Genomic DNA, 15,032 nt, shown 5'->3' with positions numbered 1-15,032 from the left:
GCCATTAAGGATCACCAAGAACCAACGTGCTGCCTACTGTTAGGCACAAAACGCTGGGCCACAGGATCGACCTGGCCACCACCGATCAGGCGTCGGGGTTGCATCTGCTGCGGTTGCAGCAGGCCCGCCAATGTCGTCTTAAGGCGATACTAGCACCGACCCTTGGTTAGCGGTCAAAGGCTTTGTGACAAAAAGTGCATAGAACATCATTATTTAGGCTGAGCGAGCTTGCAACACCCCCCATCGCTCACCATGATAACGGCAGTGAAGACACTTTTAGCGAGAGGAGGCGGGATGAAAATTATTGTCCATATTGACGAAGCTACACAGTGGCAGGAGGCGCTTTCACAGGCACTGCCCCAAGCTACCGTGCTAACTAGCGAAGCACCCGCGGAGGAGCGAAAGCAAGCTGACTACCTCGCCATTTGGAAAGCCCCTGCGCATTTGCTGCAAGAGCAGACTCAGCTAAAAGGCATTATCAACTTAGGCGCCGGGGTGGATTACCTACTCAAAACGCCAGGGCTGCCTAGCGATGTACCGATTGTGAAGTTACGCGATGCGGGCATGGGCGAGTTAATGGCCGATTACGCCCTGTATGGTGTGCTGCATTTTTACCGCAGCATGGACCGTTACCGGGAACAGCAGCAAAGCGCCACCTGGCAACCACAGGCCGTGGTAGAGAAATCGCAGTGGCCGGTGGGTGTACTAGGCCTGGGGGCGATAGGTGGTTTTGTGGCCAGCGCTTTGCAGCAAGCTGGTTTTCCGGTGCTGGGCTGGAGCCGCTCGCCCAAGCAAATTAGCGGCGTACACTGTTTTCACGGCGATAACGGGCTAACCGAACTGCTAGGACAGGTGCAAAGCTTAGTCACTATTTTGCCTGACACGGAAGCGACCCAACACATTCTTAACGCCGAGCGACTGGCCCAATTACCCAAAGGCGCCAGCGTGATCAACCCTGGCCGGGGCAGCTTGATTGATGAACAGGCATTGCTGGACGCGTTGGGCAGCGCTGACCAGCCGGGCCACTTGCGAGGGGCACTACTGGATGTCTTTCAGGAGGAACCGCTGCCGACAAATAGTCCGCTATGGCAGCATCCCCATGTGATTGTCACGCCGCATATGGCGGCGCCTACGCCGCTGAATGATGCCATCGATCAAGTAATTTCCTACTTACATGCCTTCGAGTCGGGTGAAAAACTCTCTACCGTCAACCCGGACGCGGGCTACTGAAGCCCTCCTCCACCGCGGTTACTAGCGCACGGGGAACCAAGCGCTGGCTAAAGGCTCTTAGGAAGACACCATTTTTGGAGGAACGGCCTTGGCCAATGTTTTTGCACGACAGCCTAGTCGCTCGCTTGCAGGGGTAGGATTGAGCCTTGCCGCCTTCTGGTTAAGCGGCATGGCGTTAGCAGCAGACACACTCAAAGACCCACGCCCCTTTGAGGCCCAATACCGGCTTGAAGTGCGCGGCTGGCCTGGGGCCACCATCACCCACCGGCTCACTAACGAAGGTAGCCACTGGTTAAGCGACATGCGTTTTTCCATTACCGTGGCACGCGGCCAGGAATTCAGTCGTTTTGCTGTCAATGGCGATGAGACCCAGTCGCTGCTCTTTAATAGCAGCTATTCAGTGTTAGGTGTCGGTGATAGCTATGAATTGAACGAAAACGATATTCCTAGCTTAGATCGGCAAACGGCGCTGTTTGATTTATCTCGCCGGGCGGGACACGAAAACTGCATCGAGAGCGCTCCTTGCGAGATTGAATTCGTCAATCAAAAGGGGCGTGATGAGCACTTTCAGTATTATGTTACAGAAAAAAATACCAACGCCCCTGACACCATTCGCGTGCCTGCCGGGGAGTTTGAAGCGCTGCAGGTATCCTTGATTGATATTGAGAAACCTGACCGCCTGCTGCAACTTCACTTTCACCCCGACTGGCCCGGCTTGATTCTGTCTGCGGTGTACCAAAAAGAGGGCAGCCGCGAAACGCAGTTGACGTTAACCAACTTCAACCCAGACGGGGGCACGGCACCCTAAATGTTTTCAGGTTTATTGATTGTTTTGCTACCGCTGGTTCTTGGCTACTTGGTACCGGTGCCTTCCACCCGCTTACAGCAGTTAATAAACCGAGCCGTTAGCGGCTCGGTTTATTTGATTTTACTGTTCATGGGCGTCAGTTTGGCGGGGCTAGAAAACCTAGCTAGCCAATTTTCACGCTTAGGTGGCAACGCCCTACTACTATTTAGCATTACCACCGCCTTTAACCTAGCAGCGCTTTGGTGGTTATCATGCCGCTTGCCCCTTAAGGCAGGTCACTCGCCGGTGGTTAAGAATGCACCCACCAGTAAATTGGCCGCCATGCAGGGCTCACTGTTGCTCGTTGCTGTGGTGGCAGGTGGCGTTATCGCCGGCCTGTTGTTAGGGCCTCTTGTGGGCGAAGGGCTTTTCAGCACCGCCGATTTACTCGCCGAATGGGTGCTGTACCTATTATTAGCACTGATTGGCTGCCAGCTGCGCAACTCAGGCATGCCTCTTAGACAAATCCTGCTTAACCGTATGGGGCTGGCGATTGCAGTTACTCTAGCAATCAGCTCATTACTGGCGGGCCTGGTTGCCGCCCCGCTGCTTTCACTTAGCTGGAACGAAGGATTGGCGATGGCCTCGGGCTTCGGCTGGTATTCGCTTTCGGCGATTCTAATTGGCGATCAATTAGGCCCACTAATGGGTGGCGTGGCATTCTTCAACGACCTCACCCGCGAGCTGCTGGCGTTTATCCTGATTCCGTTGGTGATCCATCGCCATACCGCGCTGGCGATTGGCTACGGCGGGGCGACCTCTATGGATTTCACCTTGCCCGTCATTCAGCAACATGGCGGCGTGGCCTGCGTCCCTATCGCCGTGGTCAGCGGGTTTATTCTTTCGCTGCTATCCCCCCCGCTGATCCTGTTTTTTCTTTCACTATCGGCTTAAATGCGGCGAGGCCATGCTTTTTTTCACAATGGCCTCGCCCCCTGCCCTAAGCGATTAATAAGCAAGCCAAAGTTACTATTTACTTTTGTTAAAAAAACAGCCCAGTTCACTAAAGATACAGGGAAATTCAACAAACAAAAATAGAAAAAACCCTCTTATCTTTTATTAAATTTTAAACATAACCCTTTAAAGCCAAAGCATTTAACGGACTTAACCGCTCTTCCATTGTGCCTCTTTAGCTCTTCCAATACTTATTTAACACGCTTATTGATGTAGGTTATGGTCGCCCCCCATTTAGCTAACCTATGATTTCTCAACTATAGTTTTTAAGTAGCGCCTGTTCTTAAGTAGCGACTTCCGATGCAACGCCTAGAAGCATGGTAGCCGAGGGTAAGGAAAGGAAGTCATTAAGGAGTAATGAGCTAGGTAGTTAAATACTCGATAGTTAAATATTAGATAGTTAAATACGGCCTGACTTAAGGCCATCTAGTTAAAAGCTATCAGTTAAACAGTGTTGACCATGGTAATCCAGGGAGGTAGAACATGGGCGATGTGGCTTTGAGTGAGGTTGCTAACATTAAAAGCATGCCGGACGAGAGCATGGTAGAAAATGACGAACAAGAGGGGCCTAGACTGAAAGAGGTTCCTTTTACCCATAACCAAGTAATCCCCCGGCACCATTTAAATCAAACTGTTACCGATCGCCGTTATGACATTATCGATCGAAGCCATAACGATAAACTCGACTCTCCACAGCGCATTCTATTTGTTACCACTGAAATTACCGATTTCGTTAAGGTCGGCGGTCTGGGCGATGTCTCCTCGGCACTTCCCCGCGCACTGGCAGCGCATCACGATGTACGAGTATTAATCCCCGCTTATCGGGAAATGGTTCAGTCCAACTATGACATTGTAACGGTTGGCCATTTGCCTTCTTTTGCGGGATTGCCAGCGTGTGATATTGGCCAGCTAACCTGCCGCGATGGGCTGATCGTTTATGTACTGCTCTGCCCAGAGCTTTATGAGCGTGAAGGCACTCCCTATGGCACCGGCTCTAGCGGTTATGGCGATGGTCAAGATGAAGGCTGGAAAGATAATGATATCCGCTTTGCTCGCCTGTCACGGGCAGCTGCCGATATCGCCTTGGGCAAGGCAAATCTCGATTGGCAGCCCCAGTTATTGCACCTCAACGATTGGGCCTGTGGCTTGGCACCGGCGTATTTGCACTGGCAAGGCCAAGGGCAACCCATCCCGACTGTTTTTACCATTCATAATCTGGCTTACCAGGGCGTGTTTGATGCCTCGCGCCTTGAGGTGCTCGGCATTCCTGACGAGGCGTTTCATATTGATGGCGTCGAATACTATGGCGACATTTCCTTTATGAAAGCGGGAATCGTCTATGCCTCGCAAGTGACCACCGTTAGTGCGACCTATGCCCAGGAGATCACTACACCGAAATTCGGCTGTGGGCTCGACGGGCTACTTCGCTGCAAAGCCGAACAAGGTTGCTTAAGCGGCATTCCCAATGGCATTGACGACTCCTGGGACCCACGCACCGATAGTCTTTTGATCCAAGCGTTTTCCTCTAACGATTGGCGCGGTAAGCGTGCCAATGCTGATTATGTGCGTCGTCACTTTGGGCTAACCCCCAGCCAAGGCCCCTTGTTTGCGGTGATATCACGCATGGTGCATCAGAAAGGGCTGGATCTGACCATCGAGGCCGCGAAGGCCATTGTCCATGCGGGCGGCCAAATCGTCTTTATGGGCTGCGGTGAACACCACGTTGAGGAAGCCCTGCGTAAGCTGGCCATTCGCTTTCCTGGCGCCATCGCCGCTTACATCGGTTTCGATGAGTACCAAGCGCGCTGCCTTTTCGCGGGGAGTGACTTTCTGTTGATGCCATCACGCTTCGAACCCTGCGGGCTGAGTCAGATGTATGCCCAGCGTTTCGGCTCCCTGCCGATCGCTCACCGCACCGGCGGCCTGGCCGATACGATTGAGGACGGCGTGACCGGTTTTTTGTTCGACGACATGCAGTTCGGCAGCTACATGCATGCCATTCAGCGCGCCTTTGCCGTGTACCGCTCAACCGACCTGTTCAATGCCATGCGCGGCGCGGCGATGGCGGGACGTTACCACTGGAAGCAGTCAATCGTCCCCTACAGCAAGCTGTACCTGCAGGCCCTTGAGCAGGCAGGTAACGAGGCGTCCCTGGCCCAGTAAAAAGGTCCTGGTGAGAAGTGAGAACGCCCCTGTGAAAGCGACTGGTGAAAGAGGTGGCAAGCGATGTTTGAAAGGCCTCAGCTGCAAAAGCATAGGTTTCAACCTGCCTTCGGCGCGCAGATCGTCAAGGAAGGCTTAACTCGGTTCGTGCTCTGGGCGCCAGGCGCTCGACGGGTCGATGTAGAGGTTGAAGGACTGCCCAGTGTCACCATGGACCAGGCCGATGACGGCCGCGCAACGGCCGAAGTGGCTTGTGAGCACGGTGCTCGCTACCGCTATCGAGTGTTCGACGATGAGAACGATGAGCAGGGCAGCCTAGTGCCCGACCCTGCCGCCCGTGCCCAGGCCGGTGATATCGACGGCCCCAGTGTGGTGATCGACTCCAATCACTACCAGTGGAAAAATGCCCACTGGCAGGGGCGCCCGTGGCACGAAACCGTGCTTTACGAACTGCATGTCGGCACCCTGGGTGGCTTTAAAGGCGTGCGCCAACACCTGCCCTACCTGGCCGAACTGGGGGTCACTGCCATTGAGTTGATGCCGGTCTCTGAATTTCCCGGTGCGCGTAACTGGGGCTACGACGGCGTGCTGCCCTACGCGGTGGAAGCCTCCTACGGCAGCCCTGATGACATGAAAGCACTGATCGACGAGGCCCACTCCTACGGACTGATGGTGTTTCTTGATGTGGTCTACAACCACTTCGGCCCCGACGGCAACTATTTGGCTAACTATGCTGGCGCCTTCTTCCGTGAGGATTTGGTCACGCCCTGGGGGCCCTCCATCGACTTTCGCCAACCAATGGTACGCCGTTACTTCATCGATAACGCCTTGATGTGGCTAGAGGAGTACCACCTGGATGGCTTGCGCTTCGATGCTGTCCACGCCATTAGCGAGCAGGATTTCCTGGTCGAGTTGGCCGAAACAATACACACCCGAATACCCCCGGAGCGGCATATTCATCTGGTGCTAGAGAACGAAGGCAATACCGCCAGCCTGCTCAACCAACAGCAGTTTACCGCTCAATGGAATGACGACTGGCACAACGTGATGCATGTCTTGCTGACCGGCGAGCAGGAAGGCTATTACAGCGATTTTGTCGATAACGCTACGCCCCGGCTGGCCCGCTGCCTCAGTGAAGGCTTTATATTTCAGGGCCATACATCGCGTCATGGCCACTCCAGAGGAGAGCCCAGCACCCATCTGCCGCCGACTGCCTTTGTAGCGTTTCTCCAGAATCATGACCAGACCGGCAACCGCGCACTCGGCGAACGGTTGAGTATGCTCGCCGATGCCGACTCACTGGCAGCCGCTGAGGTTTTACTGCTGCTGTCACCCATGATTCCACTGCTGTTCATGGGCGAAGAGTGGGGCTCCACCCGGCCCTTTCTATTCTTCACCGAACACAATGAGGAGCTCGCCCAAGCGGTTCGCGAAGGACGCCGGGCAGAGTTTGCCGACTTTAGCGCTTTTCTTGACGAGAAAAGCCGCGAGCGCATACCCGACCCTAATGCGCTGACCACCTTCGAAGCCTCCATCCCCGACTTCGCCGCGAGGGAAACCTCTCCCTTTGCCGCCTGCTTGCAGCGCTATCGCACGCTATTAGCACTTCGCCACCAGCATATTGTGCCGCGCCTGCCTGGCGCGGAAGCACTGGGGGCAAAAGTGCTCGGCGAGAAGGCAGTACTGGCCCGCTGGCGAATGAATGACGACACCCAACTGGTGATAGCACTCAACCTTGGGCAGCAGGCGGCAGCCACGCCAGGGCTGGGAGTAGGTCAACTGCTTTATGAAACCACCGAAGGGGCCGCAAAGGCCGCCGAGAGCGGCCGGATGCCAGCCCGCACCGCGGCTGCCTGGTTGCGTCACAACCCCGGTGATGAGGAGGTCAGTGCATGAAAGCGCCGTTGAAGGAACTCGCCGAAGCGGCCGGTTTACTGCTGGAGTGGGAAAATAGCGACGGCGAGCCCTGCCAATTGTCTGAGCAGGCTCAGCGTAACCTACTGGACGTACTCGGCTATTCAACGGCGAGTGAGTCCGCCATAGAGGAAGGCTTGCAACGCCTGAAACATCTCCATGCACCGTCAAGCCCTGCAGAATGGCCACCGCTGCTTACCGCCGACTGTGACACACCGATCACGCTGCCCTCGCCGTTGCCTCCCAGCACCGCGTTTACATTGCAGCTTGAACAAGGCGGCTCTCAAAAAGGTTACCTCGACGATAATGGTGCGGTGCCCAGCGTTACCGAGATCGGCTATCACCAGTTGCAGATAGCCGATACCGAACTGACCCTGGCCATCGCGCCACACCAGTGTTATTCGCTTAGTGACGCCAGCGGTGAGACCACACCACGGCTATGGGGCTTGGCAGCGCAGCTTTACGCCTTGCGGCGCCCCGGTGACGGCGGTATTGGCGACACCTTGGCGCTGGAACAGTGCGTTTTGCATGCCGCCGAGCAAGGCGCGGATGCCCTGGCGATTAGCCCGACCCATGCCATGTTCAGCGCCGACCCTGAGCGCTACAGCCCCTACTCCCCCTCCACCCGCCTATTCTATAACGTGCTTTACAGCGCTGCGGAAACCCTGCTGGGCGACGCCAGCGTTCATGACGCTCAGGCCCGTAATGGGCTGCAAGCTGAGCTGCGACGCCTGGAAGCCGATGACTACCTCGACTGGCCCGAGGCAGCACGCGCCAAGCTCTCCTGGCTGCGTTATCTCTACGATGACTTCATGGCGCGTGAAGATGATGAAGCAAAAGCCCTACACCGAGAGATGCAGGCATTTCGCCGTGCGGGTGGTGCCTTGCTGGAAGATCATTGCCGCTTCGAAGCGCTGCAAAGAGAACTCGGCCCCGGCGACTGGCGAGAATGGCCCGCGGAGCTACGCGACCCCGCCAGCCCTAAACTCGCTCACTTCGCCGAAACCCGCGCCGATGAAATAGGTTTTCATGCTTTCTTGCAGTGGATAACCGCTGAGGGGCTCTCCCGTGCCCAGCGCGTCGCCCGTGAGAGCGGCATGGCGATTGGGTTGATCGCTGATCTGGCGGTAGGGGCAGATGCTGGAGGCAGCCAAACCTGGAGCCGCCCAACGGATATGCTGGAAGGCGTCTCAATCGGCGCCCCACCCGACCTGTTTAATGCCCATGGCCAGGATTGGGGGCTTGCCGCTTTTTCTCCCGATGGCCTAAAGCGTTCAGGCTTTCGTAGTTTTATCGACATGCTGCGCAGTGCCTTCGCCCATGCCGGCGGGGTGCGGATCGATCATATCCTTGGCTTGTTGCGACTATGGCTCATCCCTCGTGGCGCACCGCCCACTGAAGGCGGTTATCTCCGCTACCCGCTAGACGACATGCTGCGCCTGGTGGCACTGGAGTCCTGGCGACACCGCGGCATCGTGATTGGTGAAGACCTGGGCACCGTCGCCCCCGGCTTTCGCGAACGCCTTACCGCCCGCGGCATATTAGGCATGCAGGTGCTGTGGTTCGAGCAGGACGAGGCGCATAACTTCCTTGCCGCCAGCGATTGGAACCCACATGCCATGGCAACCTCCTCAACCCATGACCTGCCCACCGTGGCGGGCTGGTGGGCGGGGCGCGATATTGAATGGCGCAGCCGCCTGGGGCTACTCAAGGAAACGCAAAGTGCTGAAAGCGAACAGCTAGCCAGGCGCAAGGAACGGGCCAAACTCGCCACTACGCTGGGCTTACTGGGTGTAAAGCCGACGACCGAGACACTAGAAGCGGCCGATATACCCGCCTCGCAGGTACTCGATGCGTGTGCGCGCCACTTAGCTGCCACGCCCGCGCCGTTACTCCTGCTCCCAGTTGAAGACGCCCTGGGGCTTGAGGAGCAAGCCAACTTACCAAACACGGTGGATGAGCACCCTAATTGGCGTCGGCGCTGGGCATCCGATGCCAACGATTTACTGACATCGGATGAGGTTCGTCAACGGCTCGTGGCGCTGACACGTGCGCGCAAAGCCACCTCCTCTAGCAAACCATCACGATCCGCCCTATTTGGGAAATCGACTCATGAATGAAATCCTCGCGACTGTGCGGTTGCAGTTTCACCGCGACTTTACCCTAGAGGATGCCGAACACTGGGTAGACTATTACGCCAGCCTGGGTATTAGTCATATTTATGCCTCACCTCTACAGGCATCACGTGCCGGTTCGCCCCATGGTTACGATGGCATCGACCCAACACGCATCGACCCTGATTTAGGCGGCGAGGCGGCGCTGGAGCGCCTAGTATCGCGGCTTCGCTCGCGTGGCATGGGGCTAATTCTGGATATTGTCCCCAACCACCTAGCGGTGGGGGGCTCCCAAAACCGCTGGTGGCAGGATGTGCTGACCTGGGGGAAAGATAGCCCCTATGCCGACTTCTTTGATATTGACTGGCACGCTGCTGATATTAATAACGCCGCCCCCTCGCTTGCCGGAAAGCTGCTAGTGCCGTTCTTGGGTGATCCTTATGCCGAAACCCTGCATTCCGGTGAATTAGAACTGAGCTACGACGCCGATAAGGCGGGCTTCCATGTGGATTATCACGAGCACCGTTTCCCCATCGATCCTCGTCATTACGGCGACATACTACGCTTTGCTGAGCACAACGTGCTGCACGAACAGGCGGCCTTTTTCGATGCCCTGCAGCAACGCGAAGACGCCTATACCGCTGCTGACGAGGCGCGTTACCAGCTAAGCAAGGTGATGGAATCCCCCGCTGCCCGGCAGTCGATCGACGCTGTTCTGCCCCTGTTTGACGGTGCAAACCCCAACGGTGCCATTCGCCTGCATAACTTGCTTGAACGCCAGCATTACCGCCTGGCGTGGTGGCGCACCGCCTCTGATGAGATCAACTGGCGGCGCTTCTTCGATGTCACCGAACTGGGCGGGCTACGCGTTGAAGTGCCGGAAGTGTTCGAGGCCGTTCATGCCCTGCCGTTACGGTTGGTCGAAGCGGGCTGGGTCGATGGCTTACGGGTCGACCACGTTGATGGGCTTGCCGACCCACGCGGCTATTGCCTAACGCTACGCCAGCGCCTGGATGCCTTGCAAGCCAAGCGACCGTCCGATGTGCCTCGCCACGTCGCTCTCTATGTAGAAAAGATTTTGGGTGATGGCGAAACGTTACATGACGACTGGGGTGTGGACGGCACCAGCGGTTATGAGTTTATGAACGAAGTCTCAGGCATACAGCACAGCCCGGCCAGCGCCGCACCACTGCGCAAGCTTTGGCAGGAAATCAGTGGCCGAGACATTGATTTTTCAACCGAGGTACGGCTGGCCAGGCGCGAGATACTGACCTCACTACTAGCCAGCGAATTCAATGCCTGTGCCAACGCCCTGCATGCCATTGCCCGCGCCCAGCTTGCCAGCCGTGATATTACCCTGGCGGCCATCAGCCGGGCACTGGAAGCGTTAATCGTTCACTTCCCCATCTATCGCAGCTATGCCGACGAGGCCGGACGCCCCGAAGCCGATGCTCCTTTTTTCGCTCAGGCGATGCGCGGGGCTCGGCAAGCGCTAAATCCGCCAGACATTGCAGTGCTCGAAGCGTTAGAGCGCTGGCTGGGCGGCGAAGCGCCTCGTGACATCGCAAAGGATGACGAGCGCCGACTGCGCCAGCGCGCCATCGTACGCTTCCAGCAGCTCACCTCGCCGGTGGCGGCCAAGGCAGTGGAAGATACCGCGGGGTATCGCAGCGCCGTATTGATCTCGCGAAACGATGTGGGCTTCGATGGCGAGCACTTCAGCCATTCTCCCAAACACTTTCACGAAGCGAATGCCCGGCGTGCCCGCCAATTCCCCCGCAACATGGTGACCACCGCCACCCACGACCACAAGCGAGGCGAAGATGTTCGCGCGCGATTAGCAGCACTCAGCGAGCACGCCACCCACTTTGCGACGCATGTTGAGCATTGGCGGCGGTTAGCCGCTCCGCTGCGCCGGTCGTTGCCCAACGGGGTTGCTCCCTCACCGGGCGATGAACTGATTCTCTACCAAATTTTACTAGGGGCCTGGGCACCAACGCTTGACCCGCTGGACAACGATGAGATGCAAACGTTTACCCAGCGACTCGCCCAGTGGCAGCAAAAAGCCCTGCGCGAAGCCAAGTTACTCAGCCATTGGCTATGGCCAGATGATACTTATGAGTCCGCTTCACAAGCGTTCCTTGAGGACTTACTGACCACACCGCCCCTGCGCGATTCCATTGCAGCGGCGGCACGCACTGTTGATCTACCGGGCGCCCTTAATGGCCTCGTACAAACGGTGCTGCGCCTGACCGTTCCCGGCGTACCTGACCTCTACCAAGGTGGCGAATTCTGGGATTACAGCTTGGTCGATCCTGATAATCGCCGCCCCGTCGACCATGCCGCGCGTCAAGCGGCGCTTGAAGCGGCCTTAACGCCTACAGAGGCATTGTTAACGTGGCGGGATGGACGGATAAAGCAAGCGTTCATCGCCCGGTTGCTGACGTTGCGCCATCGTCATCCGCGGCTATTTACCCACGGTGATTATCATCCTCTCTCGGCAACTGGTGAGCAGGCCGACCACGTGATGGCATTTACCCGGCGTTACGCTGGCTACCGATTGTTGGTGGTAGTACCCCGGCTGACGACAGCGCTACTAGGCAACGCTGAGCTACCGCATATTCCCCCGACGCACTGGGGAGATACTTTGCTACAGCCAGATGCTGGCGTTTGGCAGGGGATTTTGACCGAGTCTTCTCTGGAGATAGGCGACCACGGACTTCCTATCGCCTCCTTGCTGGCGGAACTCCCCATCGGTGTCTATCTGCGTAACAACGACACGGAGAGCAGCGGCGCTTGGGTTACTTCTAGATGACTTCCACACCCTGTCACATCGAAAACGAGCGTCGAAAACGAATTGTGACATAGCACATAGGATGAGCTGACATGACTGACGAAGAACGCGTGCGTCAACTGGCCTACAGCATCTGGGAAGCTGAAGGACGCCCCGAAGGCCAACAGCAACGCCATTGGGATAGGGCATTAAAGATCGTTGCCGCTGAGCAAGCAGCCGGTAACGACGCCGACTTGGAAGAAGTCGGTGAGCCTCTGGACGAAACACCTATCTTGGAGGAGGACTTGCCGCTAGAGGATGACGAGGTAGGCATCCAGGAGAACCGTTTACCGCTGGAAGACCCGGACGGCGACCCCGACTTCGATGAAGCTCCCTTTCGCGACGACACCTTAGTCGGGCAGGACGTGCCGGTACAGGATCGTGGCCATCCGCCCCAGGCGCCTACCGCCCCCGACGCTACAGCGAGTTCGATGGAGCCTCTGCCTGAGGACTCCGCCACGGTGGCGCGTACCCGCCGCCCGCGGCGTAGCAGCAACCCGCTGGCCGCTAGCAAAGAGACGAGCACAGCTAAGACAGCTAACACATCTAAGAAAGCAGGTAAGACGGCAACGGCTAAAAAGACAGACGCCAAGACAACGAAAAAAGCGACGCCAAAGGCGAAGAAAACCAATACGCCTAAGACAAGCGACCCCGAGAGTTAAAAGCTGTTTTTAAAAACGGTCGTTAAAAAACGTTTGTTAACAAACAGACGTTAAAACGTTAGCTAACACCCAAGTGCCCGAATGGCCCAAGGACGAATGCAATGAATACAAGCCACGCCTCGCGGGACAGCGATAAGTCCGTTGCCGCCGACGAAACCCCAAGCGTTATGCGGCAGACACGTGTTCACGAAGGATCATCGTTTCCTTTAGGGGCGACCTGGGATGGACTAGGCGTTAATTTCGCGCTGTTCTCGGCGAATGCCACGAGGGTTGAACTATGCCTGTTTGATGAAACCGGCGAACAGGAGTTGGCACGTGTAGAGCTGCCCGAATACACCGACGAAGTTTGGCATGGCTACCTACCCGACGCCCGCCCCGGCCAACTGTATGGTTACCGTGTGCATGGTCCTTATGCCCCCGAGGAAGGCCACCGCTTCAACCCCAACAAGCTGCTGCTCGACCCTTACGCCAAACAGATTGTGGGTGACCTGCAATGGGATGAAGCACTATTTGGTTACACCATCGGCCATCCCGACGGTGATCTAAGTTTCGATGATCGGGACAGTGCACCGTTTATGCCGCGTTGCCGCGTGATCGACCCGGCCTTTACCTGGGGTCGCTCTCGGGATGTGCAGTTGCCTTGGGATCACACCATTGTTTATGAGACCCATGTTCGTGGGTATACCATGCGCCATCCTTCGGTACCAGAAGCGCTACGTGGCACCTTTGCCGGGCTGATGGTCAACGATGTGGTTGACTATATTCACTCCCTTGGCGTGTCGTCGGTTGAGTTACTGCCGATCCACGCCTTCGTAGATGATCAGCGCCTGTTAGAGCAAGGGCTGCGCAATTACTGGGGCTACAACACGCTCGGTTTTTTCGCCCCCCATTCGCGCTATATCTCTGGCGAAAGCATCAATGAATTTAAAGAGCTGGTGGCGCGTTACCATGCCGCCGACCTGGAGGTCATTCTCGATGTGGTCTACAACCACACGGCCGAAGGTAACGAGCTAGGTCCCACCCTTTCGCTTAAAGGCATCGACAACGCCTCTTACTACCGGCTGATGCCCGAAGAGCCGCGCTACTACATCGACGATACCGGCACGGGTAATACTCTTAATCTTAGCCATCAGCGTGTGCTGCAAATGGTCACCGACTCGCTGCGCTATTGGGCCACAGAAATGCGCGTCGACGGTTTCCGCTTTGATTTGGCGACCATTCTTGGCCGCGAACCCCACGGCTTCGACGAGGGGGGCGGCTTTCTCGATTCCTGTCGACAGGACCCTATTCTCAGTCAGGTTAAGCTAATTGCCGAACCTTGGGACTGCGGCCCCGGCGGTTATCAAGTCGGTGGCTTCCCTCCTGGCTGGGCAGAATGGAATGACCGCTACCGGGATACGGTACGCGCTTTCTGGCGCGGCGATGAAGGGCAGTTACCCGAGCTTGCCACCCGGCTCATGGCGTCAGCGGATTTCTTCAAACGGCGTGGCCGGCGGCCATTCGCCTCGGTCAACTTCGTGACGGCCCACGACGGCTACACCCTTTTTGATCTGGTGGCCTACAACGATAAGCATAACGAGGCGAACGGCGAGGACAATATGGATGGCCATGACCACAATTTATCGTGGAACCATGGCGTCGAAGGCCCTACTGACGATGAGGATATCCAGGCATTACGGCTGCGTCAGATCCGTAACTTTATCGCCACCACGCTGTTCTCCCAAGGCACGCCGATGCTACTGGCGGGCGACGAACTATTGCGCACCCAGCAAGGCAACAATAACGCCTACTGCCAGGATAACGAGATCAGCTGGGTGGACTGGAATCTCGACGGTGACGCCCACGCCATGATCGAGTACCTGCGGCGCGTGATCGCACTTCGGATGCGTTACCCCATCCTGCGGCGAGGTCGCTTCCTTTCAGGTGAATACAACGAAGAAATGGGGCTCAAGGAAGTGACATGGCTGGCCCCGGATGGCGCCGAAATGGATGTTGAGCGCTGGGAAGATACCGAGGCGCGCACACTCGGTCTTTTACTCGATGGTCGCGCGCAGCCTTCCGGCATACGCCGTGCGGGGGCCGATGTCACCTTGCTGCTAATTTTCAATGCGCACCACGAGGCCGTCGCTTTTCAACTACCGGCCGCCCCAAGCGGTAGCGGATGGTTATGCCGCCTCGACACCAGCCAAACCTGTGAGGAAGCCCCGTTCCAGCGCGCCTTTGGTGAAGAACATAGGATGGAAGGTCGCTCACTGGCCCTGCTAGAGCTAGTGCAGCACAACGAAGGCGCCGTTACCTAGACATAAGGCGGCGCG

Annotated in this window: 9 protein-coding genes; all 9 read left to right on the top strand. The window is 56.9% G+C overall.

Annotated features, from left to right (window positions below; all coding sequences use genetic code 11):
- The first annotated feature begins 294 nt into the window (after window positions 1-294).
- The 9 genes from HUO07_RS03730 to glgX all read left to right on the top strand — a co-directional run bounded on the left by HUO07_RS03730 (window position 295) and on the right by glgX (window position 15,017).
- Window positions 295-1,230 (top strand): 2-hydroxyacid dehydrogenase, encoded by a 936-nt coding sequence (locus HUO07_RS03730; protein WP_176302432.1) that lies wholly within the window; start codon window positions 295-297, stop codon window positions 1,228-1,230.
- An 88-nt stretch (window positions 1,231-1,318) separates the two neighbouring features.
- The gene (locus tag HUO07_RS03725) at window positions 1,319-2,038 is read left to right on the top strand and encodes a hypothetical protein (protein ID WP_176302431.1); all 720 of its coding nucleotides are present in this window, start codon (window positions 1,319-1,321) and stop codon (window positions 2,036-2,038) included.
- Window positions 2,039-2,971 carry a LysO family transporter gene (locus HUO07_RS03720; protein WP_176302430.1) on the top strand — a complete coding sequence of 311 codons (933 nt, stop codon included), beginning with the start codon at window positions 2,039-2,041 and terminating at the stop codon, window positions 2,969-2,971.
- A gap of 543 nt (window positions 2,972-3,514) precedes the next feature.
- Complete coding sequence (gene glgA, locus HUO07_RS03715) at window positions 3,515-5,194, top strand: glycogen synthase GlgA (protein WP_176302429.1); 1,680 nt, start codon at window positions 3,515-3,517, stop codon at window positions 5,192-5,194.
- Between the two features lie 63 nt (window positions 5,195-5,257).
- Complete coding sequence (gene treZ / locus HUO07_RS03710) at window positions 5,258-7,090, top strand: malto-oligosyltrehalose trehalohydrolase (RefSeq protein WP_176302428.1); 1,833 nt, start codon at window positions 5,258-5,260, stop codon at window positions 7,088-7,090.
- A complete protein-coding gene (gene malQ, locus HUO07_RS03705; protein WP_176302427.1) occupies window positions 7,087-9,228 on the top strand; it encodes a 4-alpha-glucanotransferase in 2,142 nt (713 codons plus the stop codon). Before treZ ends, malQ begins: the two co-directional genes overlap by 4 nt.
- A complete protein-coding gene (gene treY / locus HUO07_RS03700) occupies window positions 9,221-12,037 on the top strand; it encodes a malto-oligosyltrehalose synthase (protein WP_176302426.1) in 2,817 nt (938 codons plus the stop codon). Before malQ ends, treY begins: the two co-directional genes overlap by 8 nt.
- Before the next feature lie 71 nt (window positions 12,038-12,108).
- The gene (locus tag HUO07_RS03695; protein ID WP_176302425.1) at window positions 12,109-12,717 is read left to right on the top strand and encodes a DUF2934 domain-containing protein; all 609 of its coding nucleotides are present in this window, start codon (window positions 12,109-12,111) and stop codon (window positions 12,715-12,717) included.
- Between the two features lie 101 nt (window positions 12,718-12,818).
- On the top strand, window positions 12,819-15,017 hold the full coding sequence (gene glgX / locus HUO07_RS03690; RefSeq protein ID WP_176302424.1) for a glycogen debranching protein GlgX: 2,199 nt from the start codon (window positions 12,819-12,821) through the stop codon (window positions 15,015-15,017).
- Window positions 15,018-15,032: the final 15 nt, after the last annotated feature.

The sequence above is a fragment of the Vreelandella maris genome (assembly GCF_013371085.1).
Lineage (GTDB): Bacteria > Pseudomonadota > Gammaproteobacteria > Pseudomonadales > Halomonadaceae > Vreelandella > Vreelandella maris.
The sequence above is the reverse complement of the archived record's forward strand: the minus strand, read 5'-3'. Positions and strand labels throughout refer to the sequence as shown.

Coding starts and splice junctions, on each gene's coding strand:
- HUO07_RS03730 (WP_176302432.1), top strand. CDS start 295: ATGAAAATTATTGTCCATATTGACGAAGCTACACAGTGGCAGGAGGCG.
- HUO07_RS03720 (WP_176302430.1), top strand. CDS start 2,039: ATGTTTTCAGGTTTATTGATTGTTTTGCTACCGCTGGTTCTTGGCTAC.
- glgA (WP_176302429.1), top strand. CDS start 3,515: ATGGGCGATGTGGCTTTGAGTGAGGTTGCTAACATTAAAAGCATGCCG.
- treZ (WP_176302428.1), top strand. CDS start 5,258: ATGTTTGAAAGGCCTCAGCTGCAAAAGCATAGGTTTCAACCTGCCTTC.
- malQ (WP_176302427.1), top strand. CDS start 7,087: ATGAAAGCGCCGTTGAAGGAACTCGCCGAAGCGGCCGGTTTACTGCTG.
- treY (WP_176302426.1), top strand. CDS start 9,221: ATGAATGAAATCCTCGCGACTGTGCGGTTGCAGTTTCACCGCGACTTT.
- HUO07_RS03695 (WP_176302425.1), top strand. CDS start 12,109: ATGACTGACGAAGAACGCGTGCGTCAACTGGCCTACAGCATCTGGGAA.
- glgX (WP_176302424.1), top strand. CDS start 12,819: ATGAATACAAGCCACGCCTCGCGGGACAGCGATAAGTCCGTTGCCGCC.